Here is a 22,981-nt window from a genome sequence, read left to right as displayed (position 1 = left end):
CCGCCCAGGGTAGGTGCGGGCGCCGACGGCGACGGCGTTCGGGGTCGTGCGGGACGGGCGGGACGGTGGCTCAGACGGACAGGACGACCAGGTCGCCCTCGACCGTGGCGGGCACCTCCGCGAGCGGCTCACTCGCGGGCCCCTGCAGCACGGCGCCGTCCGCGGCGTCGAAGCGGCTGCCGTGGTTGGGGCAGCGCAGGTCGAGGCCGCCGTCGGCCACGACGGGGGTGCCCTGGTGGGTGCAGGCGGCCGAGAAGGCCACCACCTCGCCGGCCGTCGGCTGCGCCACCACGAAGCGTCCCGCCGAGGAGTCGACGACGACGGCCTCGCCGACGGGCACGTCCGCGAGCGGGACGCTCACCCCGGCCCCGCCGCCCTCGGACGGTCCGTCGGCGCCCGAGGCGCTCGCGCCGTCCGCGCCCGCGCCAGACGCGCCCGCGCCCGAGCCGTCCGCGCCCGAGCCGTCCGCGCCAGAGCCGTCCGTGCCCGAGCCGTCCGCGGCGGTGGTGCCGGGGTCCTCACCACCGCACGCGACGAGCACGCCCGAGGCGATCGTCGTGACTCCGACCGCGGCGAGACCCCGCAGCAGGACCCGGCGCGAGGTGCAGGGCAGCTCCATGTCCGTCCTCCCGTCCTGGGCGTCCGCGGCGGACGCCCCACCTCCTCCTACGCCGCCGACCGGCCCGGCGGACGCCTCAACCGGCCTTGCGCCTCGCGGGCTCGACGCCCAGCAGCGGGGCGAGGAAGCGTCCGGTGTGGCTGGCCGCCACGCGCGCGACCTGCTCCGGTGTGCCCTGCGCGATGACCCGGCCGCCGCCCGAACCGCCCTCGGGGCCCATGTCGACCACCCAGTCGGAGCTCTTGATGACGTCGAGGTTGTGCTCGATGACGATGACGGTGTTGCCCTTGTCGACGAGGCCCTGCAGGACCCCGAGGAGCTTGCGGATGTCCTCGAAGTGCAGGCCGGTCGTCGGCTCGTCGAGCACGTAGACGGTGCGTCCCGCGGAGCGGCGCTGCAGCTCGGTGGCGAGCTTGACGCGCTGCGCCTCGCCGCCGGACAGCGTGGGCGCCGGCTGGCCGAGCCGCACGTAGCCCAGGCCGACGTCGACGAGCGTGTTGAGGTGCCGGGCGATGGCGGGCACCGCGGCGAAGAACTCCGCGGCCTCCTCGATCGGGGAGTCGAGGACGTCGGCGACCGTCTTGCCCTTGAAGTGGACCTCGAGCGTCTCCCGGTTGTACCGGGCGCCGCCGCACACCTCGCACGGCACGTAGACGTCCGGCAGGAAGTTCATCTCGATCTTCAGCGTGCCGTCGCCCTGGCAGTGCTCGCACCGCCCGCCCTTGACGTTGAACGAGAACCGCCCGGGCTGGTAGCCGCGGATCTTGGCCTCGGGCGACTGGGCGAAGAGCTTGCGCACGTGGTCCCAGACGCCGGTGTAGGTCGCCGGGTTCGACCGCGGGGTGCGGCCGATCGGGCCCTGGTCGACGTGGACGACCTTGTCGAGGTGCTCCAGGCCCGTCACCGTGCGGTGCCGCCCCGGCACCTGGCGGGCGCCGTTCAGCTTGTTCGCCAGCACCGTGTAGAGGATGTCGTTGACCAGCGTCGACTTCCCGGAGCCGGACACCCCCGTCACCGCGCACAGCACCCCGAGCGGGAAGTCGACGTCGATGCCGGTGAGGTTGTGCTCGCGCGCGCCGCGCACGCCCAGCATGCGGGCGCGGTCGACCGGACGGCGCCGGGACGGCGTCGGGATCTCGCGCCGGCCGGCGAGGTACGCGCCGGTGAGCGAGGCCGTGTTCTGCAGCAGCTCCGGCAGCGGCCCGGAGTGCACGACCTGCCCGCCGTGCTCGCCCGCACCCGGCCCGATGTCGACGACCCAGTCCGAGGCCTTGATGGTGTCCTCGTCGTGCTCGACGACGATGAGGGTGTTGCCGAGGTCCCGCAGCCGCGTGAGCGTCCCGATGAGGCGCTGGTTGTCGCGCTGGTGCAGGCCGATGCTCGGCTCGTCGAGCACGTAGAGGACACCGACGAGGCCCGCGCCGATCTGCGTGGCGAGCCGGATTCGCTGCGCCTCGCCGCCGGACAGCGTGCCGGCGGCCCGGTCGAGGCTGAGGTAGTCGAGCCCGACGTCGAGCAGGAAGCCCAGACGCGCGTGGATCTCCCGGAGGACCCGGTCGGCGATCGTGTGCTCGCGCTCGCTCAGCTCCAGCGCCGACAGGAAGTCCGCGGCCTCGCCGATCGTCAGCGACGACACCTCCGCGATGTTGCGGCCCGACACCGTGACCGCGAGCACCTCCGGGCGCAGCCGCGCGCCCTTGCAGACCGGGCACGGCACCTCGCGCATGTAGGCGCCGTAGCGGTCGCGCGCCCACTCCGAGTCCGTCTCGGCGTGCCGGCGCCGGATGAAGGGGACGACGCCCTCGAACCCGGCCCGGTACGCGCGCTGACGGCCGTGACGGGTGCGGTAGCGGACGTCGAGCTGGCCGTCGAGGCCGTGGAGCACGGCGGTCCGGGCGCGCTCGGGCAGCGCCCGCCACGGCGTCGTCATCGAGAAGCCGAGGGCCTCGGCGAGGCTCGTCAGCAGCTTGTCGAAGTAGTCGACGCTCTGCGTGCCCTGCGACCACGGCGCCACCGCGCCGTCGGCCAGCGACAGGTCGTCGTCGGGGATGACGAGCTCGGGGTCGACCTCCAGCCGCGTGCCCAGCCCGCTGCACTCCGGGCACGCGCCGTACGGGCCGTTGAAGGAGAACGTGCGCGGCTCGATCTCCTCCAGCGCCACCGGGTGGTCGTTGGGGCACGCGAGCCGCTCGCTGTAGCGGCGCTCGCGGGGGCCGAGCTCGGGGTGGGTCTCGCCGGCGGGGACGTCGACGAGCTCGACGACGAGGATGCCGTCGGCGAGCCCGAGGGCCGTCTCGACGGAGTCGGTGAGGCGTCGCTTCGTCGAGCGCTGCCGCTCGTCGTCGCCCTCGGAGCGGGCGACGAGGCGGTCGACGACGACGTCGACGTCGTGCTTGCGCCGCTTGTCCAGCGCGGGCGGCTCCGCGAGCGTCACCACCTCCCCGTCGACCCGGGCGCGGGAGTAGCCCTTGGACTGCAGCTCGCGGAACAGCTCGAGGTTCTCGCCCTTGCGCCCGCGGACCACCGGCGCGAGCACCTGGAAGCGGGTGCCGTCGGGCATCTCGAGCAGGCGGTCGACGATCTGCTGGGGCGTCTGCCGCCCGATCGGCTCGCCGCAGACCGGGCAGTGCGGCCGCCCGGCGCGCGCGAACAGCAGGCGCAGGTAGTCGTGGATCTCGGTGATGGTGCCGACGGTCGAGCGGGGGTTCCGGTTCGTCGACTTCTGGTCGATCGACACCGCGGGCGACAGCCCCTCGATGAAGTCGACGTCCGGCTTGTCCATCTGACCGAGGAACTGACGGGCGTAGGCGCTGAGCGACTCCACGTAGCGCCGCTGGCCCTCCGCGAAGATCGTGTCGAAGGCCAGCGACGACTTGCCGGACCCGGACAGGCCCGTGAAGACCACGAGCGAGTCCCGGGGGATGTCGACGCCGATGTCCTTGAGGTTGTGCTCGCGGGCACCACGGACGACGAGACGGTCTGCCACGCGTCGATGGTAGGTCGACGCGCCGACACCGCCGACCGGGCCGGGGCTCCCTCGGGCGGCAGCGCGGCGCCGACCGGGCCGGCGGCCGGGCGGCGGGGCTCAGGATCGTCGGGCGATCTGCCGAAAGGGGGACGGGCGGCCACCGCGGCCGCCCGACCGGCGAGAGGACGGCACGGTGGCCGAGGGCGTCACGGGGCGAGCGAGCACTCACGGCGACGACGGCGACGACGGCGACGACCCGGCGCGGTGGCGCTCGCGCCGCGGCCTGGCCGTGACCCTGCGCGTGGGCATCTACGCCGCACCGGTGCTCGCGTCCGTCGCCGTCGGGGTGGTCGTGTCGCGGGCGATCGGCGAGGTGCCGCTGTGGCGCTTCGTCCTCACCATCGGCGCGGCCTGCCTCGTCACCTCGCTGCTCGTCGAGCGGGCGGTCCGCCGCTTCCTGCCGCTGGAGACCCTGCTCCGCATGACGATGCTGTTCCCGGGACGGGCACCGTCGCGCCTCGCCGTGGCCCGCCTGGGCCGCGACCAGGAGGCGGTGCGCGCGGCCCTGCTCGGCGCACGCGGGGCGGGCGAGGTGGCCGAGGTCATGCTCGCGCTCGTCACCGCCCTCGGGCGGCACGACAAGCGCACGCGCGGGCACAGCGAGCGCGTCCGCATGCTCACCGAGCTCTACGCCGACCAGGCCCGCCTGCCTGTCGCGGACCGGGACCGGCTGCGCTGGGCCGCCCTGCTGCACGACATCGGCAAGCTCGAGGTCGCGGCGTCCGTGCTGTCGAAGCCGTCGCGGCTCGACGAGCGGGAGTGGCAGCTCGTGCGCGAGCACCCCACGCACGGGGCTCGGCTCGTCGGCCCGTTCGCGGACTGGCTCGGTGAGTGGGCGGGCGGCATCCTCCACCACCACGAGCGCTGGGACGGCGGCGGCTACCCCCTGGGCCTCGCGGGCGAGCAGATCAGCCGCGCCGGGCGCGTCGTCGCCGTCGTCGACGCCTTCGAGACCATGACGGCCGCGCGCTCGTACAAGAAGGCGAGCCAGACCAAGGACGCCCTCGTCGAGCTCACCCGCTGCGCCGGGTCGCAGTTCGACCCGGTCGTCGTCCGCCAGTTCCTCGCGATCCCGCTGCCGCGCCTGTGGTGGGCCACCGGTCCGCTCGGCCTCCTCGTGCAGGTGCCCGTCATCGGCACCGCCCAGCAGTCGGCGATCCAGCTCGGTGCAGCCGTCACCGCCTCCGCCGGGACGACGGTCGCCGCCGCCGGCACCGCCGCGGTGGTGGGCGTCGGCAGCGCCCTGGGCGTCGGGACGGCCGCCGTCGCCGCCGGGCTCGGCCCCCTCCCGGGCGCAGGGGACGACGTCGCGGCGACCAGCGACGACGGGCGCACCACCGTCGCCCCACCGGACGGCACGGCCGGTGCGGTCACGGCCGTCCCGACGCCGCGCGGCCCGTCCGTCGACGGGACCGGCACGTCGTCGACCGTCGCACCCGGAGGGCCGTCGGCCACGGAGCCGGCCACCGCCCATGCCACCACGCCGGGGCGCGCCGCACCCCCCCTGCCCCCCACCGGCGCCGCCACCCCGCCGGCGCCGGCCCCCACCCGGACGCAGTCTCCGGGCCGGCCCACCACTGCGTCCCCGGCTGTGCCCGACGGCGGCGGTGCCCGGCCCGACGCCGGTCCCACCGCGCCCGGACCCGACCGGACGGGGGCGCCCACCGGACGCGAGGCCACCACCCCGGCCGGCCGGCCGACGACCGCCCCGACGACGGGACGGCCCACCTCCCCGCCGTCGTCCCGGCCGACCGCCCAGCCGACCGCCCAGCCGACCGCCCAGCCGACCGCCCGGCCGACGGACCAGCCGACCGGTGCACCGACGAGCGCCCGGCCGTCGGCGACCCCCACCCCTGCGTCCGTCGCACCGAGCACCGCGACGCCCAGCAGGCCGCCGTCCGGCACGTCCGGCAGCGCCGCGCCGCCCGCCCGTCCCTGACGGCGGCGCGCCGGGCGGGCACCGCCCGCACCCGCCGCGTGTGCCGGGTACCGTCGGGCCATGGCGGGTCCCCCTCCCCCCACCGGCCCGACACACCCCGGCACGGAGCCCATCGGCAGCTACGCCCTCCTCGGCGACCTCCACTCCGCGGCGCTGGTCTCGGCGCGCGGCAGCGTCGACTGGCTGTGCTTCCCGCGGTTCGACTCCCCCGCGTGCTTCGCGGCGCTGCTCGGCGGCCCGGACGACGGCCGCTGGCTGCTCGCGCCCGCCGACGAGGACGCCGAGCTCGTCGAGCGCGGCTACCGCGAGGACACGCTCACCCTGGAGACCGTCTGGCGGACGGGCACCGGCGTGGCCCGCGTGCTCGAGACGATGCCCGTCGGCGGCCGACGGGCGGACCTCGTGCGGCGGGTCGAGGGCGTCGAGGGCACCGTCCGGATGCGCCAGGAGCTCGTCATCCGCTTCGGCTACGGCTCCGACGTCCCGTGGGTGCGCCGCATCCGCGACGACGGGTCGGCCGTCGACGCCGCCTTCGCGCTGCCGGCGCCGGGCCCGGACCGCAAGCGCGGGGTCGACTCCGGGCCGAACGCGGCCACCTCGGCCTCCGACGACGGCGGGGCGCAGGCGCTGCTCGCCGTCGCCGGACCCGACGCCCTCCTGCTGCGCTGCGACCCGCTGCCGGTCCCGGTCGACCACCGCCACGCGGGCCAGTTTGACGTCGAGGCCGGACGCCGCCGGGACCTCGTCCTCACGTGGTACCCCTCGCACCGCCCGCCCCCGGAGCCCATCTACGTGACCGCGGCGATCGACCGCACCGACGCGTGGTGGCGGGACTGGGCCTCGCGCTGCCGGCACGACGGCCGGTACACCGCCCCGGTCAAGCGCTCGCTGCTCACCCTGCGCGCCCTCACGCACGAGGACACCGGCGGCATCGTGGCGGCGCCGACCACTTCCCTGCCGGAGGACCTCGGCGGCGTGCGGAACTGGGACTACCGCTACGTGTGGCTGCGGGACGCCGCCCTCACGCTGGAGGCCCTGCTCGCCCACGGCTACCTCGACATCGCCGACTCGTGGCGGCAGTGGCTGCTGCGCGCCGTCGCGGGTGCACCCGAGGACGTGCAGATCATGTACGGCATCGGCGGCGAGCGGCGCCTCGAGGAGTACACGGTCGACCACCTCACCGGGTACGCGGGCTCGCAGCCGGTGCGCATCGGGAACGCGGCCGCCACCCAGCTGCAGGTCGACGTCATCGGCGAGGTGATGGTCGCCCTGCACGCGGCCCGCTGCGCGGGGCTGCCGACGGACGTCTTCAGCTGGTCGATGCAGGCGGCGCTGCTCGACCACCTCGCCGGCATCTGGGACAGCCACGACAACGGCATCTGGGAGATCCGCGGCGACCTCCGCCGCTTCACCCACTCGCGGATCATGGCGTGGGCGGCCTTCGACCGCGGCGTGCGGGCGGTCGAGGACTTCGGCCGGCCCGGGCACGCCGACCTGTGGCAGCGCACCGCGAACGAGATCCGCGCCCTCGTGCTGCGCGAGGGCGTGGACCCCGAGCGCGGCAACCTCGTGCAGTACCTGGGAGGCCGCACGGTCGACGCGGCCCTCCTGCAGGCCGCCCAGGTCGGGTTCCTCGACTGGGACGACCCCGTCATGCTCGCGACCGTCCAGGCGGTCGAGCAGGACCTGCTGCGTGACGGCCTCGTGCTGCGCTACCGGGCCGAGACCGGCGTCGACGGCCTCGCGGGCGACGAGCACCCGTTCCTCGCGTGCTCGTTCTGGCTCGTCGAGCACTGGGCCCGCACCGGACGGGAGAAAGAGGCGACGGTGCTCATGGACCGTCTCGTCCACCTCGCGACACCCGGCCTCGGCCTGCTCGCCGAGGAGTACGACCCCGCCTCCGGCCTCTTCACCGGCAACTACCCCCAGGCCTTCAGCCACCTCGCCCTCGTGCGGGCGGCCGAGGCCCTCGACAGCGACGACGGCGCGCGGGAGGCGTGGTGAGCGGCTGGGCGCCTCGCGTGCTGCGTGTCGGTGACGACGGCGTCCCGGCCCTGCACACCGACCGCGACGGCCCGGCGGTGCACCTCGACCTCGGGCCGGTCGTGGTCTCGAAGGCCTCGGTGAGCGAGCAGGACAACGCCTGCTACGTGCTGACCCCGCGCTCCGGCGGCGGGCAGGTCCTCGTCGACGCCGCGGACGACGTGGGCACCGTGGTGGCGCTCGCGGAGGAGTCGGCCCTCGTCGCGGGGGTCGGCGCCGACGTCCGGGTGGTCGTGACGACGCACGGTCACTGGGACCACCACCGGGCGCTCCCGGACGCCGTCGCCGCGCTCGGCCCGGACCGGGTGCGGGTCGGGCGCGAGGACGCGGGTGACCTGCCGACCGGGGTGCCCGCCCCCGTCGGCGCGCTCGACCACGGGGACGTCGTCGAGGTGCCCGGGATGCGGCTCGACGTCGTCCACCTGCGCGGGCACACGCCGGGCTCCGTCGCCCTCGTCCTGCCCGGGACGGACGAGCACCCACCCGTCGCCGTCACCGGGGACTCGCTCTTCCCGGGCGGCGTCGGCAACACGTGGGGGTATCGCGAGCGCTTCGACTCCCTCCTGGCCGACGTGACGACGCGACTCTTCGACGTCCTGCCCGACGAGACCCTCGTCCTCCCGGGGCACGGCGACGGCACCACGCTGGGCGCGGAGCGCCCGGAGCTGCCGCGCTGGCGCGAGCGTGGCTGGTAGGCGGCGGTGCGGACCTACGAGGACTGGGACGGGCTGCTCGCCCGCGCCGCCCGGCACGGTGGCCGCTACCTCGCCGGGCTGCCGAGCCGCCGGGTCGTGCCCGCCGCCGGGTGGGACGCCGGGGCCCTGGGCGGGGCGCTGCCGGAGCAGCCGCAGGACCCGCACGAGGTCGTCGAGCTCCTCGCGACCGCCGCGGATGCGGGTCTGACCGCGACCGGCAGCGGCCGGTTCTTCGGCTTCGTCATCGGCGCCGCCCTGCCCGCGGCCGTGGCGGCGGACGTGCTCGGTGTCGCCTGGGACCAGAACGCCGGTCTGCGCGCCGCCTCGCCCGCGCACGCGGCGGTCGAGGACGCCGTGGAGCGGTGGGTGCTCGACCTGCTCGGCCTGCCACCGACCGCAACCGTCGGTCTCGTGCCCGGCGGGCAGTCCGCGAACTTCACGTGCCTGGCCGCCGCGCGGGACGCCGTCCTGCGGCGCGCGGGACACGACGTGGCGCGCGACGGGCTGACCGGCGCGCCCCGCGTCCACGTGCTCGTGGGCGCGGAGCGGCACGAGACGGTCGACCGGGCGCTGCGCTTCCTCGGCCTCGGAGCGCCGGTGCCGGTGGCGGTCGACGACCAGGGGCGGGTCCGGCCCGACGCCCTGACCGACGCCCTCGCGGCGGTCCCCGACGGCGCGCCGCTCGTCGTCGCGCTGCAGGCGGGCCACATCCACAGCGGAGGCTACGACCCGTTCGCCGAGCTCGTGCCCCTCGTGCACGCCCGTGGCGGCTGGGTGCACGTCGACGGCGCCATCGGGCTGTGGTCGGCCGCCTCGCCCCGCCTGCGCCACCTCGTGGCGGGGGTCGAGGAGGCCGACTCGTGGTCCACGGACGCCCACAAGACCCTCAACGTGCCGTACGACTGCGGTCTCGCGGTGGTCGCCGACCCCGGCGCGCTGCGCGCCGCGATGGGGATGCAGGCCGCCTACATGGTGCCGACCCCGGGCGACGCCCTCGAGCCGTTCGAGCGGACGCCCGAGTGGTCGCGGCGCGGTCGGGCCTTCGGCACGTGGGCGGCGCTGCGGAGCCTCGGGCGGGGCGGGGTCGCCGACCTCGTCGACCGGCTCCACGCGAACGCCCTGCGCACGGCGGCGGGCCTCGGCTCGGTCCCCGGCGTCGAGGTGCTCAACGACGTCGTCTCCACACAGGTGACGGTCGCCGTGGGCGACGACGCGACGACCCGGGCCGTCGTCGACCACGTCCTCGCCGACGGCCGGGTGTGGCTGTCCGGCTCGCGCTGGCGCGACCGGGCGGTGCTGCGCGTCTCCCTCGCCGGCTGGGCGACGGACGAGGACGACGTCGACCTCGCGGTGCAGGTCGTCCGCGAGGCCGTCGAGGCCGTCGGAGCCGCCCGGGCCGGGGGCTGACGGGCCATCAGACCCCGGCGGCCTGCATGCCCCTCAGCTCCTTCTTGAGGTCGCTGATCTCGTCGCGCAGCCGCGCGGCGACCTCGAACTGCAGCTCGGCGGCCGACGCGTGCATCTGGTCCGTCAGCTGCTGGATGAGGTCGGCGAGCTCGGCCTGCGGCATGCCCTCGTGCCGGCTCACCGGGACCGGAGCGACGGCGCCGCCGCGCGCCTTGCCGGTCGACTGCCGCCGGCCCGAGCCGCCGAGCAGCGCCCGCGTGTCCTCGTCCTCGCGCGCGATGAGGTCGGTGATGTCCGCGATGCGCTTGCGCAGCGGTGTGGGGTCGATGCCGTGCTCCCGGTTGTGGGCGACCTGGATCTCGCGGCGGCGGTTGGTCTCGTCGATCGCCTGCGCCATGGACGGGGTGATGGTGTCGGCGTACATGTGGACCTCGCCGGACACGTTGCGCGCCGCCCGGCCGATGGTCTGGATGAGCGAGGTGGAGGACCGGAGGAAGCCCTCCTTGTCGGCGTCGAGGATCGCGACGAGCGACACCTCCGGCAGGTCGAGGCCCTCCCGGAGCAGGTTGATGCCGACGAGGACGTCGTAGTCGCCCTGCCGCAGCTCGCGCAGCAGCTCGACCCGTCGCAGCGTGTCGACCTCCGAGTGCAGGTAGCGCACCCGCTCGCCCTGCTCGAGCAGGTAGTCGGTGAGGTCCTCCGCCATCTTCTTGGTCAGCGTCGTGACGAGGACGCGCTCGTCCTTCGCGACCCGGTCCCGGATCTCCGCGAGCAGGTCGTCGATCTGGCCGCGGGTGGGCTTGACGACGACCTTGGGGTCGACGAGGCCGGTCGGGCGGATGATCTGCTGGACGACGTCCCCGCGGACGCGGCCGAGCTCGTACGGTCCGGGCGTGGCGGACAGGTACACCGTCTGACCGATGCGCTCGACGAACTCCTCCCAGCGCAGCGGCCGGTTGTCCATGGCGCTCGGCAGCCGGAAGCCGTGGTCGACGAGCGTGCGCTTGCGCGACATGTCGCCCTCGTACATGCCGCCGATCTGCGGCACGGTGACGTGCGACTCGTCGATCACGAGGAGGAAGTCCTCGGGGAAGTAGTCGAGCAGGGTGTTCGACGGCGACCCGGGGGCGCGGCCGTCGAAGTGACGCGAGTAGTTCTCGACGCCCGCGCACGTGCCGACCTGGCGCAGCATCTCGATGTCGTACGTGGTGCGCATGCGCAGCCGCTGCGCCTCCAGCAGCTTGCCCTGCCGCTCGAGCTCGGCGAGGCGGTCGACGAGCTCGGCCTCGATCGTGCCGACGGCCCGCTCCAGCCGCTCGGGACCGGCGACGTAGTGCGACGCGGGGAAGATGTAGTACTCGTCCTCCTCGCGGACGATCTCGCCGGTCAGCGGGTGCAGCGTGTAGATGCGCTCGATCTCGTCGCCGAACAGCTCGATGCGGACCGCGAGCTCCTCGTACTGCGGGATGATCTCCACGGTGTCCCCCCGCACGCGGAACGTGCCGCGCGTGAAGGACAGGTCGTTGCGGGTGTACTGCATCTGCACGAAGCGACGCAGCAGCTCGTCGCGGTCCACCGTCTGGCCGACCTTGAGCCGGGCCATCCGGTCGACGTACTCCTGCGGCGTGCCGAGGCCGTAGATGCACGACACGGTCGAGACGACGATGACGTCGCGCCGGGTCAGCAGCGAGTTCGTCGCCGAGTGGCGCAGCCGCTCGACCTCCTCGTTAATCGAGGAGTCCTTCTCGATGTAGGTGTCGGACTGCGGGACGTAGGCCTCGGGCTGGTAGTAGTCGTAGTAGCTGACGAAGTACTCGACGGCGTTGTGCGGCAGCAGCTCGCGGAACTCGTTCGCGAGCTGCGCCGCGAGGGTCTTGTTCTGCACGAGGACGAGCGTGGGGCGCTGCACCTGCTCGACCACCCAGGCCGTGGTGGCCGACTTGCCCGTGCCGGTCGCCCCGAGCAGCACCGTGTCCCGGGCGCCGCCGTTGACCCGGCGGGCGATCTCGGCGATCGCGGCGGGCTGGTCGCCCGCGGGCTGGAACTCGCTGACGACCTCGAAGGGGGCGACGGAGCGCGTGATGTCGGTGACGGGACGCACAGGACTACGGTAAGCGGCCCCTCCGACACCCGGGACCGCGGCGGCGGGCCCCGCCGACCGGCTCAGGAGGGCTGCGGCGCCCCGGCGTCCGCGTCCGCCGCCGCTCGCCGCTGCGTCGGCACGCGCGGCGCGGGCAGCGGCGCGGGTCCCGGCCGCACGTCGGCGGGCAGCAGCTCGTGGACGACGACGCGGTGGACGCGCGCGACCCGGTCGAGCTCGACCTCGGCGACCCGGGCGAGCCGCACGTCGACGCCCGTCGGCAGGTCGACCGCCGCCACGGCGGCGTGCTCCTCCACCGTCACGTCGGCCGGGCGGCGCCGTCGCTCGACGTCGCGGAAGCGGTGCAGCTGCCAGGCGGCCCACACGAGCAGGCCGACGCACAGCGCCACCCCGGTCCCGCCGAGCGCGAGGACGAGGAGCAGCTGCGCCCGGCCCGTCGGCAGGCTCGCGACGCCGAGCAGCGCCGGGACGTCGAGGACCGACGCCACCAGCAGCGTGAGCAGGCCCCACGCCGCGACGGTGGTCCCGCCCTCGACGACACGGCGGCGACGCGACCGCTCGGCGGAGCGGTCGACGACGTGCTCGAGGACCCTCATGACGGCTCCCCCGCCGGTACGGCCGTCACGAGGCCGCGGTCGGGGCTGCTCCACGTGGCCCGCCCTCGCGGGGTGCGCCAGCCGAGGGTGAGGACGGCGGCGACGGCCGCGAGCATGCTGATGAGCCAGTACGCGAGCGGGTACCAGACGAGCCAGACGAGGGTGCGGTCACCCGCCGGCTCGTACGGCGCCTCGATGCGGCGGCTCACGGCGAACTGCAGGAGGCAGACGACGGCGACGACGACACCGGTCCACCGGACGACGGCGTTGCCGAGGTCGACGCCGAGGTCGGTGAGCGGGGTGCCTGCCGCGACGCCTTCCGCGAGGACACCGACGGTGGTCGCGGCGACGACGGCACAGGCCGCGAGCGCCCACGCGATGCTCACGACGGACTCCAGCAGGACCGGCCACATGCGCCGGCGGCGCCACGACAGCAGCGACGGGGCGTGCCGGACGAGCGTCTGCAGCCCGCCGCGCGCCCACCGGCGGCGCTGCCGCCACAGCCCGCCCACCGACTCCGGCGTGAGGATCCCGCACAGGGCCCGCGGCTCGTAGCGCACGTCCCAGTGGTCGCGCTGCAGCCGCCACGAGATGTCGATGTCCTCCGTCACCGCGGTGTCGGACCACCAGCCCACCCGGTGCAGCGCGGCGCGCCGGAACGCGCACACCGCCCCGGACACGGTGAAGACGCGGCCGTAGGTCCGCTGCGCGCGGCGCGTGAGGCCGACGATCGCGCTGAACTCCCCCACCTGCAGCCTCCCCAGCAGGGTGCTGCGGTTGCGGATGCGGGGGTTGCCGGCGACCGCGCCGACACGCGCGGTGGTGAGCAGGTGCGAGGCGAGCCACGCGACGGCGTGCTCGTCGAGCAGGGAGTCCCCGTCGACGCACACGAGGATGTCGGAGCGGGCGGCCAGGGCGGCGGTGCGCAGCGCGACGGCCTTGCCCTCGTTCGTGCGGAGCCGGATGACGCGCAGCCGCGGCTGCTCGGCGGCGAGGGCGAGCATCTGCTCCCACGTGTCGTCGGTGCTGCCGTCGTCGACCGCGACGACCTCCAGCGACGGCCACGACTGCTCGAGCGCGGCGGTCAGGGTCTCCCGGACGTTGGCCCCCTCGTCGTGGCACGGCACGAGGACGCTCACCAGGGGCGCGTCGGCCGGCAGCGGCGGCTCGTCGACGCCGGCCTGGCCGCGCTCGCGGCGGTACCAGAAGTACACGCCCCCGGTCAGCCACACGAGCGCCATCACGACCGGGTACGCCATGACGAGGAGCCCGAGCGTGTCCACGTACCAGGTCATCGGCCGGGCGGGCCGCGCCCCTGATCGGCCGTTCGGGCGGGCCGGGGGACGCCGACCCGACCGCGCCCCCGCGGCGCGGGCTCCTCGCGGTCAGCGCCGGCCGAAGCCGAAGGGGATGGGGATGCCGCCGCAGCAGCAGACCCCCCGCACCCGCTGGTGCGGGGTGAGCAGCCGGACCGCGCGGTAGCAGGCCGCGAACCGGGCGAGGGTCGGTACCGCGGAGCCGAGCAGACCGCTCGAGCGCAGGGTGCGCCGGACGGCCTGCGAGCACGACTCCCCGCCGTGGGCCACCCGGTGCGCGCACGAGGTGCGGGTCCTCGGCGACACCCGGACCTGGTACCAGGCGACAGCCCGGTCGGCGAGGCGCGCGGCCCGTGACACGCTGCCGGCGTCGGCGTCGGGGCGGTCGGGGGCAGGCCGGCCGGACGCGGGCCGGTCGAGGGCGGGGTCGGAGGCGCTCATGCCGCGCAGGTGCCCGCACCGGGACCGCGCAATCGCGGGAGCCGTCTCCTGCGCGTCACTCCGCGCCGCCGCGCTCCCGCTTGAGCCGGCCGCGCCGCTTCTTCGCCTCGATGCGCCGCTCCACCGACCGGCGGCTCGGGCGGGTCGGGCGTCGGGCGCGCGGCGGCGGCGCGAGCGCCTCGGCGAGGGTCCCGGCGAGCCGGGCGCGCGCCGCCTCGCGGTTGCGCAGCTGCTGACGGTGCTCCGAGGCGGTGACGGTGAGGACGCCGTCGACCAGCCGACCGGCGAGCCGCTCGAGCAGCCGGGCCCGCTGGGCCTCGTCGAGCCCGGGTACGTCGAGCGGCCGCACCGACAGCTCGACCCGGCTGTCGGTCGTGTTGACGCCCTGCCCGCCGGGGCCCGCGGACCGGCTGAAGCGCCACGCCAGCAGCCGGGCGGGCACGACGACACGGGCGGTGACGCGGAGGTCCCCCGAGGCGTCGTCGGTCGGCATGGTGGCAGTGTCCCGCGAGGGCGCCCCGGTGCTCAGCCCGGAGGCGCCCAGCCGGCGGCCTCGGCCCAGGCGCGCGCCGCCGGCCCCGCGACGTCGGCGAACCACGGCTCCTTCGCCGCGGCGTAGTCCGCGCGCACCGGGTGGTGGGCGGCGAGGCGGCGCTTGAGCGCCTCGTAGTCGGCGCGCGCCTGCTCGTCGGCGCGCAGCCAGTCGCGGAACAGCAGCGCGAAGGCGACCGGCGGGGTGCCGACCACCCGCACGTGGAGGTTGACGGGCTGAGCGGGGTCGGCCGAGGCGTGCAGGCGCTTCGGCCACGTGCCGTCGGGCGTGCCGGGTGCGGCACCCGCGGCCGCGGAGTCGACCCACCCGCCCTCGCGCCGGGGGAACCCGGCGTCGGCGAGGGCGTCGGCGAGGCCGTCGGCGACGGCGAGGTCGGCGACCACGAGCTGCAGGTCGACGACGGGCTTGGCCGCGAGGCCCGGCACGGCCGTCGAGCCGACGTGGTCGACCCGCAGGCCCCGCTCCCCCGCCGCCCGGACGACCCGGGCGGCGAGCCGGCGACCCGTCGCGTCCCAGGAGGGGTCGGCGTCGCGGAGGTCGGTCGCCGGGTCACGGGGCGGCTCGCGTCGCCCGCGCACCGCCGCCTCGAAGGGCACGAGCCGCTCACGCCAGAGCCGGTCGACGTCGCCGAGCAGCCGCTCGGGCGCGCCCGTGTTGTCGAGCCAGACGTCCGCGGCGGCGCGCCGGGCGTCGTCGTCGGCCTGCGCCGCCACACGGCGGCGGGCGTCGGGCTCGGTGCTGCCGCGCTCGGCGACGAGCCGGCGGACGCGCTCGTCGGCGTCGGCGTGGACGACGGCGGTGAGGTGGTACCGGTCCTCGTAGCCGAGCTCGACGAGCAGCGGCACGTCGTGCACGACGACGGCGTCGGTGCCCGCCTGCGCGAACGCCTGCTCGGTGAGCGCACGGATGCGCGGGTGGGTGATGCCCTCGAGCCGGTGCCGGGCGGCGGGGTCGGCGAAGACGAGCGCCCCGAGCGCGGCCCGGTCCAACGACCCGTCGGGCGCGAGCACGCCGGGGCCGAAGGCGTCGGCGACCGCCGCGAGCCCGTCCGTGCCGGGCGCGACCACCTCGCGGGCGAGCCGGTCGGCGTCGACGACCACGGCGCCGTGCCCGGCGAGGCGGCGGGCGACCGTCGACTTGCCCGCGCCGATCCCCCCGGTCAGTCCCACGCGCAGCACGCCGCGATCCTGCCACCGGGCGGAGCCTCGCCCCCGGCAGGCTTCCCGGTCGACCCCCCGCAGCCTGCCGCACCCGCGGGGGCACGGACGCACGCCCCCGGGGACGCCGGAGGCCCGGCCCCCCGAAGGGGACCGGGCCTCCTGTGCTGCGTCCGGCTCAGCGGCCGGTGAGCTTCTCCCGCAGCGCGGCGAGGGCCTCGTCGGAGGCGAGGGTGCCGCCACCGCTGGTGGAGGACGTGTCCTCGTCGGAGGAGTACGAGGAGCTGCTGGCGGCCGTGGCCGTGCCGGCCTCGAGCTCCGCCTTCTGCGCGGACTCGACCTGCTCCTTGTGGGCCTCCCAGCGCTTCTGCGCCTCGGCGTACTGCTTCTCCCACGCGGCCTGCTGCGTCTCGTAGCCGGGCAGCCACTCGCCGGTCTCGGGGTCGAAGCCCTCGGGGTACTTGTAGTTGCCCTGCTCGTCGTACTCCGCGGCCATGCCGTACAGCGTCGGGTCGAACTCCTCGACCGTGTCCGCGACGGAGGAGTCGTTGGCCTGCTTGAGCGACAGCGAGATGCGGCGGCGCTCGAGGTCGACGTCGATGACCTTGACGAAGATCTCGTCACCGACCTGCACGACCTGCTCCGGGATCTCGACGTGGCGCTCGGCCAGCTCGGAGATGTGGACGAGGCCCTCGATGCCGTCCTCGACGCGCACGAAGGCACCGAAGGGGACGAGCTTCGTGACCTTGCCGGGCACGACCTGGCCGAGGCCGTGGGTGCGCGCGAAGTGCTGCCACGGGTCCTCCTGCGTCGCCTTCAGCGACAGCGAGACCCGCTCGCGCTCCATGTCGATGTCGAGGACCTCGACCGTGACCTCCTGGCCGATCTCGACGACCTCGGTCGGGTGGTCGATGTGCTTCCACGACAGCTCGGAGACGTGCACGAGGCCGTCGACGCCACCGAGGTCGACGAAGGCACCGAAGTTGACCGTCGACGACACGACACCGGTGCGGATCTGGCCCCGGGCGAGCTGCTTGAGGAACGAGGTGCGGACCTCGGACTGCGTCTGCTCGAGCCACGCGCGGCGGGACAGGACCACGTTGTTGCGGTTCTTGTCCAGCTCGATGATCTTGGCCTCGAGCTCCTTGCCCACGTACGGCTGGAGGTCGCGCACGCGGCGCATCTCCACGAGGGAGGCCGGCAGGAAGCCGCGCAGGCCGATGTCGAGGATGAGCCCACCCTTGACGACCTCGATGACGGTGCCGGAGACGACGCCGTCCTCCTCCTTGACCTGCTCGATCTTGCCCCAGGCGCGCTCGTACTGGGCGCGCTTCTTGGACAGGATGAGCCGGCCCTCCTTGTCCTCCTTCTGGAGGACCAGGGCCTCGACCTCGTCGCCGACGGTGACGACCTCGTTGGGGTCGACGTCGTGCTTGATCGACAGCTCGCGGGAGGGGATGACACCCTCGGTCTTGTAGCCGATGTCGAGGAGGACCTCGTCGCGGTCCACCTTGACGATGGTGCCGGAGACGAGGTCGCCGTCCCCGAAGTACTTGATGGTCTCGTCGACCGCTGCGAGGAAGTCCTCCATGCTGCCGATGTCGTTGACCGCGACGGTCGCGACGGAGGAACGGGTGCTCGCAGGCTCGGTCGTGTGGGTGGTCATGAAGTAGTGGGCTCCGGATTGGTCGATGACCTGTGGTCAGGTCGCACACGGGCGTGCGCGTCGAAAGGGTATCGACGGCGATGACACAGGGTCAACGCGGCAGGTGGGACGGTCATTCCGGCCTTGTGCCAGGCTCGCGCCGTGGTGGACGGGACGACGGCGGGCATGACCGACGGGGTGCCGGCCGACGAGGCCGTGCGGGCGAACCGGTCCTGGTGGGACGCCGAGGCCGCCGGCTACCAGGCCGAGCACGCCGCCTTCCTCGCCGGGCTCCGGGGCGAGGGGCGCCGTGCGGCCGCGGGCCGCGCGCCCGCCGACCTGCCCGCGCGGCTCGTGTGGTGCCCGGAGGGGCTCGACGAGGCCGACGCCCGGCTGCTCGGGCCGGCCGGGTCGCTCGCCGGCGCGCGGGTGCTCGAGGTGGGTGCGGGCGCCGCGCAGGGCAGCCGCTGGGTGGCGGAGCAGGGCGGGCGGCCCGTCGCGCTCGACCTGTCGACGGGCATGCTCCGGCTGCGCGGGCCGGGCACCCCCGCCGTGCAGGCGGACGCGTGCCGCCTGCCGCTGGCCGACGCCTCGGTCGACCTCGCGTTCTCCGCGTACGGCGCCCTGCCCTTCGTCGCCGACGCCGGCGCCGTGCTCCGTGAGGTGGCCCGGGTGCTGCGCCCGGCGGGCCGGTTCGTCGCGAGCGTCACCCACCCGTTCCGGTGGGCGCTGCCGGACGACCCCGGCTGGGACGGCCTGCGGGTGTCGCTGTCGTACTTCGACCGTCGGGCCTACGTCGAGCGCGACGGCGGCCGGGTCGTCTACGCGGAGTACCACCGGACCGTCGGCGACTGGGTGCGCCTGGTCCGTGCGGCCGGGCTCGTGCTCGAGGACGCCGTCGAGCCCGAGTGGCCCGACGGGCTGGAGGACACGTGGGGCGGCTGGTCGCCGCTGCGTGGGCAGTACGTGCCGGGCACGCTCCTGCTGGTCTGCGCCCTGCCCTGAGGCCCGCCGCCCGGCGGGACGGCGATGAGTCCGACGCCGCGCCGTGGTCTGTCCTCACGACCGACGGCCGGATCCACCGGAGGGGCACGATGACCGCCACGTACACCTGGGACGTCTTCACGACCGTCGACGGGTTCGGCTCCTTCGTCGAGGGCGCCGACTGGGGCGGGTACTGGGGCCGACAGGGACCGGAGCTGCTGGAGCGCCGCGCCCGGCAGCTCGAGCCGCTCCCCCGGCTGGTGTTCGGGCCACGAGGTTCCGCGAGGTCGCCGGCGCCCTCGTCGCGGGTGAGGACCCCCTCACGCAGGACGAGTGGAACCGGCGGATGCTGCGGGCGCCCGAGACGGTCGTGTCCAGCACGCTCATGGCGGCCGGTCTCGTGGACCGGATGCAGCTGACCGTCTTCCCCGTCGTGTCCGGGCGTACCGGGACGAGCCAGGTCCTCCGGGGCGCCGAGGACTTCGACCTCGAGCTGCTCGAGAGCCACGTGCTCGACGGCGACGTGCTCGAACTCGTCTACCGGCCCACCCGCCACTGACCGTCCCGGGTGGGCCACGCCCTCCTACGCTCGTGCGGGGCCGCACCGCGCCCCGACCGCCCTCACCCCCGGGAGCCCCCGTGCACCTCGGCGTCGACAGCTTCGTGTCCCGCGTCACCGACCCCGGCACCGGCCACGTCGTCGGCCCCGTCGAGCGGCTCGCGCACCTGCTCGAGGAGATCGAGCTCGCCGACCGCGTCGGCCTGCACTCCTTCGGCATCGGGGAGCACCACCGCGAGGAGTACTACGACTCGGCTCCCCCGGTGATCCTCGGGGCCGCCGCCGCGCGCACGGAGCGCATCCGGCTCGGCAGCGCCGTCGCGGTCCTCAGCGCCAACGACCCGGTGCGGGTGTTCCAGCAGTTTGCCACCCTCGACCTGCTGTCCGGCGGGCGGGTCGACCTCGTCGTGGGACGAGGCTCCTTCACCGAGGCCTTCCCGCTGTTCGGGCTCGACCTGCGCGACTACGACGACCTCTTCACCGAGAAGCTCGACCTCCTGCTGCGCCTGCGCGACAGCACGCACGTCACGTGGTCGGGACGGCACCGGCCCGCGCTCACCGGGCAGGGCGTCTACCCCCGGCCCGCGCAGGACCCCCTGCCGGTCTGGGTGGGCGTGGGCGGCACCCCGGAGTCGTTCCTGCGCGCGGGCGTGCTCGGCCTGCCGCTCATGGTGGCGATCATCGGCGGCGAGCCCCGCCAGTTCGCCCCGCTGGTCCGGCTGTACCGCCAGGCCGGCGCCGAGGCCGGGCACCCGCCGGAGCGGCTGGCCGTCGGCCTGCACATGTTCGGCTACGTGGCCGAGGACGTGCGCACCGCCACCGACATCGTCTACCCCGGCTGGCACGAGATGTTCACGACCGTGTCCCGCGAGCGCGGCTTCCGGCCGCCGACCCGGGCGCAGTTCGACGCCACGAGCGGGCCCGACGGCGCCTTCGTCATGGGCGACCCCGACACCGTGGCGGCCAAGCTGGCGCGGGTGTCGGACCAGCTGGGGGGCGTGGACCGCGTGTCCATCCAGATGACGAACCCGCGCATGTCGCACGCGGACCTGCTGCGGGGCATCGAGCTGCTCGGCACGGAGGTCGTCCCCCGCCTCGCCGCGTCCTGACGCACGCCGGGCTCGCGGGAGCGGCTCGGGGCCGCCCTAGTGCGCGGCGTCGAACCAGGAGCCGCCGACGCCCACCGACACGTCGAGCGGGACGGCGAGGTCCGCCGCGCCCGCCATCTGCTGCACGACGAGCTCGCGGACGTCGTCGAGCTCGTCGGCGGCCACCTCGAGCACGAGCTCGTCGTGGACCTGCAGGAGCATGCGCGAGCGGGCGCCCGCGGCGTCGAGGCCGGCCTGCACCCCGAGCATCGCGACCTTGACGAGGTCGGCGGCCGAGCCCTGGATCGGCGCGTTGAGCGCCATCCGCTCCGCGGCCTCGCGGCGCTGCCGGTTGTCGCTCGTGAGGTCCGGCAGGTACCGGCGCCGACCGAGGATCGTCGCCGTCCAGCCGTCGCGCCGGGCCTGGTCGACGACCCCGCGCAGGTAGTCCCGCACGCCGCCGAAGCGCTCGAAGTACTCGTCCATGAGCGCGCGGGACTCCTCGACCGGCGTCCGCAGCTGCCGCGACAGCCCGAAGGCGCTGAGCCCGTACGCGAGCCCGTAGCTCATCGCCTTGACCTTGGCCCGCATCTCGGGCGTGACGTCGGCGGGCTCCACCTCGAAGACGCGCGAGCCGACGAAGCGGTGGAGGTCCTCCCCGGAGCGGAAGGCCTCGATGAGGCCGGCGTCGCCGGACAGGTGCGCCATGATCCGCATCTCGACCTGGGAGTAGTCGGCGCTCATGAGGCAGCCCATCGCCCCCCGGCCGTCCTCCCCGACCACGAAGGCGTCGCGGATGCGACGGCCCTCCTCGGTCCGGATGGGGATGTTCTGCAGGTTGGGGTCGGTCGACGACAGCCGCCCGGTCGCGGCGATGGTCTGCTGGAACGTCGTGCGGATGCGCCGGTCCGGCCCGACCGTCGCGAGCAGACCCTCGACGGTCTGGCGGAGCCGTATGGCGTCGCGGTGCTCGAGCAGGTGGAGCAGGAACGGGTGCTCGGTGCGCTCGTACAGGTCCTGCAGCGCCTCGGCGTCGGTGGTGTACCCCGTCTTGGTCCGCTTCGTCTTCGGCATGTCGAGCTGCTCGAACAGGACGCGCTGCAGCTGCTTGGGCGAGCCGAGGTTGATCTCCTCCCCCACCTCCGCGTACGCCAGGCGCGCCGCTTCCGACACGCGGACGTCGTAGTGCTCGCGCAGGCCCTCGAGCCGCTCGACGTCGACCGCGATGCCGGCGTCCTCCATGCGGGCGAGCACGCGCAGCAGCGGCAGCTCGACGTCGGTGAGCAGCGCCGTGCCCTCGCGCTCGTCGAGCTCGCGGGCGAGGACCACGTCGAGCTCGGCGACCGCGGCGGCCCGGATCCCGGCGCGCTGCTCCCGCGTCGCGCGGGCCGCCTCGAGCAGGTCGTCCTCGTCACCGCCCGCGGCGCCGTCCAGGCCCAGCGAGAGCTGGTCCTCGACGGACTGCTCGTCCTCGGCCACCTCCGCGCCGTCGACCAGGCTGCGGTGCAGGTGCCGGACCGCGAGGTCGGCGAGGTCGTAGGAACGCTGGTCGGGCCGGCACAGGTAGGCGGCGAGCGCGGTGTCGCTCACCACGAGGCCGTCGGGCAGCCCGGCGGTGCCGGCCGTGCCGGCGGTGCCCGCGGGACGCGACAGCAGGTGCAGCTGCGGCTTGGCGTCGTGCAGCACGAGCGCCGGACCGCCGCCGGCGCGCGCGAGGTCGAGGAGCACGGGCGCCGGCACGGTGACGACCTCCCCCACCTGCCCGTCGTCGTCGGCCGTCGCGAGCGCGACGGCCTCCACGGCGCCGTCGTCGGCCACGACGAGCTCGGCGCCGAGCCGCTCCCCCGCGGCACGCCCGCCCCACCAGCCGCGGGCGGCGTCCTCGTCCAGGCGCGTGACCGTGAGCGCGTAGCCCTCGGTGGCGGTCGGCTCGTCGTTGTCGAGCGTCGCGAAGATGCGGTCGCGCAGGACCCGGAACTCCAGGCCGTCGAAGACCGTGTGGATGGCGTCGCGGTCCCACGGGCGCTTCTCGAGCTCCGCGACGTCGACGTCGAGCGCGAGGTCGCCGACGAGGCGGTTGAGGCGCCGGTTGCGCTCGACGTCGGACAGGTGCGCGCGCAGGTTCTCCCCCGCCTTGCCCTTGATGGTGTCGACCGCGCCGATGACGCCCCCCAGGCCGCCGTGCGCGAGCAGCCACTTCGCGGCCGTCTTGGGGCCGACGCCCGGGACGCCGGGCAGGTTGTCGCTGTCCTCCCCGACCAGGGCGGCGAGGTCCGGGTACAGCGACGGCGGCACGCCGTAGCGCGCCTCGACCGCCGCCGGGTCCATGCGCGACAGCTCCGACACGCCGCGGACCGGGTAGAGCACGGTGACGTGGTCGTCGACGAGCTGGAAGCTGTCGCGGTCGCCGGTGACGACGAGCACGTCGTGCCCGGCCTCGCGGCCTTGCCGCGTGAGCGTGCAGATCACGTCGTCGGCCTCGAAGCCCTCGGCCGTCACCTGCCGGATGCCCATGGCGTCGAGGACCTCGCGGATGAGCGGGACCTGCCCCGAGAACTCCGACGGGGTGGCCGAGCGGTTGGCCTTGTACTCGGCGTACTCCGCGGTGCGGAAGGTCTGCCGGGAGAGGTCGAAGGCGACGGCGAGGTGGGTGGGCTCCTCGTCCCGCAGGACGTTGATGAGCATGGAGGTGAAGCCGTAGACGGCGTTGGTGGTCTGGCCCGTGCTCGTGGAGAAGTTCTCCGCCGGCAGCGCGTAGAACGCGCGGTACGCGAGCGAGTGACCGTCGACCAGCAGCAGGCGTCCCACCC

The 22,981-nt window shown here is 75.1% G+C and carries 17 protein-coding genes; 7 read left to right on the top strand and 10 right to left on the bottom strand.

The genetic code is table 11. The annotated features are described in order from the left end of the window. Nucleotides 1-70 precede the first annotated feature (70 nt). Nucleotides 71-619: a QcrA and Rieske domain-containing protein gene (locus WAA21_RS02320; protein ID WP_336921129.1), complete on the bottom strand. Its 549-nt coding sequence runs from the start codon at nucleotides 617-619 to the stop codon at nucleotides 71-73. Nucleotides 620-695: 76 nt separating this feature from the next. After that, complete coding sequence (gene uvrA, locus WAA21_RS02315) at nucleotides 696-3,605, bottom strand: excinuclease ABC subunit UvrA (RefSeq protein ID WP_336921128.1); 2,910 nt, start codon at nucleotides 3,603-3,605, stop codon at nucleotides 696-698. A gap of 175 nt (nucleotides 3,606-3,780) precedes the next feature. Between uvrA and WAA21_RS02310 the strand changes: the two genes are divergently transcribed. From WAA21_RS02310 to WAA21_RS02295, 4 genes are read left to right on the top strand one after another with little or no spacing between them, the layout of a single operon-like run. Next, nucleotides 3,781-5,586 carry an HD-GYP domain-containing protein gene (locus WAA21_RS02310; RefSeq protein ID WP_336921127.1) on the top strand — a complete coding sequence of 602 codons (1,806 nt, stop codon included), beginning with the start codon at nucleotides 3,781-3,783 and terminating at the stop codon, nucleotides 5,584-5,586. 60 nt (nucleotides 5,587-5,646) lie between these two features. Then, complete coding sequence (locus tag WAA21_RS02305) at nucleotides 5,647-7,590, top strand: glycoside hydrolase family 15 protein (RefSeq protein WP_336921126.1); 1,944 nt, start codon at nucleotides 5,647-5,649, stop codon at nucleotides 7,588-7,590. A gap of 17 nt (nucleotides 7,591-7,607) precedes the next feature. Further along, on the top strand, nucleotides 7,608-8,324 hold the full coding sequence (locus WAA21_RS02300; RefSeq protein WP_336921125.1) for an MBL fold metallo-hydrolase: 717 nt from the start codon (nucleotides 7,608-7,610) through the stop codon (nucleotides 8,322-8,324). Nucleotides 8,325-8,330: 6 nt separating this feature from the next. Next, the gene (locus WAA21_RS02295; RefSeq protein WP_336921124.1) at nucleotides 8,331-9,731 is read left to right on the top strand and encodes a pyridoxal phosphate-dependent decarboxylase family protein; all 1,401 of its coding nucleotides are present in this window, start codon (nucleotides 8,331-8,333) and stop codon (nucleotides 9,729-9,731) included. Between the two features lie 7 nt (nucleotides 9,732-9,738). Here WAA21_RS02295 and uvrB read toward each other — a convergent pair whose 3' ends face one another. The 7 genes from uvrB to rpsA form a co-directional block, all read right to left on the bottom strand. Next, entirely contained in the window at nucleotides 9,739-11,832 is a 2,094-nt protein-coding gene (gene uvrB, locus WAA21_RS02290) for an excinuclease ABC subunit UvrB (RefSeq protein ID WP_336921123.1), read from the bottom strand. Between the two features lie 62 nt (nucleotides 11,833-11,894). Then, the gene (gene pgaD, locus WAA21_RS02285) at nucleotides 11,895-12,428 is read right to left on the bottom strand and encodes a poly-beta-1,6-N-acetyl-D-glucosamine biosynthesis protein PgaD (RefSeq protein ID WP_336921122.1); all 534 of its coding nucleotides are present in this window, start codon (nucleotides 12,426-12,428) and stop codon (nucleotides 11,895-11,897) included. Then, complete coding sequence (gene pgaC / locus WAA21_RS02280; RefSeq protein ID WP_336921121.1) at nucleotides 12,425-13,711, bottom strand: poly-beta-1,6-N-acetyl-D-glucosamine synthase; 1,287 nt, start codon at nucleotides 13,709-13,711, stop codon at nucleotides 12,425-12,427. Before pgaC ends, pgaD begins: the two co-directional genes overlap by 4 nt. A 102-nt stretch (nucleotides 13,712-13,813) precedes the next feature. Then, nucleotides 13,814-14,185: a membrane protein insertion efficiency factor YidD gene (gene yidD / locus WAA21_RS02275; RefSeq protein ID WP_336921120.1), complete on the bottom strand. Its 372-nt coding sequence runs from the start codon at nucleotides 14,183-14,185 to the stop codon at nucleotides 13,814-13,816. 55 nt (nucleotides 14,186-14,240) lie between these two features. Next, entirely contained in the window at nucleotides 14,241-14,678 is a 438-nt protein-coding gene (arfB, locus tag WAA21_RS02270) for an alternative ribosome rescue aminoacyl-tRNA hydrolase ArfB (RefSeq protein WP_336921119.1), read from the bottom strand. 32 nt (nucleotides 14,679-14,710) lie between these two features. Continuing rightward, nucleotides 14,711-15,916 (bottom strand): dephospho-CoA kinase, encoded by a 1,206-nt coding sequence (coaE, locus tag WAA21_RS02265; protein WP_336921118.1) that lies wholly within the window; start codon nucleotides 15,914-15,916, stop codon nucleotides 14,711-14,713. Nucleotides 15,917-16,073: 157 nt separating this feature from the next. Next, a complete protein-coding gene (rpsA, locus tag WAA21_RS02260) occupies nucleotides 16,074-17,561 on the bottom strand; it encodes a 30S ribosomal protein S1 (protein WP_336921117.1) in 1,488 nt (495 codons plus the stop codon). 141 nt (nucleotides 17,562-17,702) lie between these two features. Here rpsA and WAA21_RS02255 point away from each other — a divergent pair, with 141 nt between their 5' ends. The 3 genes from WAA21_RS02255 to WAA21_RS02245 all read left to right on the top strand — a co-directional run bounded on the left by WAA21_RS02255 (nucleotide 17,703) and on the right by WAA21_RS02245 (nucleotide 20,192). Then, nucleotides 17,703-18,545: a class I SAM-dependent methyltransferase gene (locus WAA21_RS02255; protein ID WP_442893213.1), complete on the top strand. Its 843-nt coding sequence runs from the start codon at nucleotides 17,703-17,705 to the stop codon at nucleotides 18,543-18,545. A gap of 325 nt (nucleotides 18,546-18,870) precedes the next feature. Next, complete coding sequence (locus tag WAA21_RS02250; RefSeq protein WP_336921116.1) at nucleotides 18,871-19,083, top strand: hypothetical protein; 213 nt, start codon at nucleotides 18,871-18,873, stop codon at nucleotides 19,081-19,083. Nucleotides 19,084-19,163: 80 nt separating this feature from the next. Further along, nucleotides 19,164-20,192, top strand: a complete 1,029-nt coding sequence (locus tag WAA21_RS02245) for an Atu2307/SP_0267 family LLM class monooxygenase (RefSeq protein WP_336921115.1) — start codon at nucleotides 19,164-19,166, stop codon at nucleotides 20,190-20,192. Between the two features lie 36 nt (nucleotides 20,193-20,228). Here WAA21_RS02245 and polA read toward each other — a convergent pair whose 3' ends face one another. Beyond that, a complete protein-coding gene (gene polA, locus WAA21_RS02240; protein ID WP_336921114.1) occupies nucleotides 20,229-22,979 on the bottom strand; it encodes a DNA polymerase I in 2,751 nt (916 codons plus the stop codon). Nucleotides 22,980-22,981: the final 2 nt, after the last annotated feature.

It is taken from the genome of Aquipuribacter sp. SD81 (assembly GCF_037153975.1).
GTDB lineage: Bacteria > Actinomycetota > Actinomycetes > Actinomycetales > JBBAYJ01 > Aquipuribacter.
This window is presented reverse-complemented; position numbering and strand designations above follow the sequence as displayed.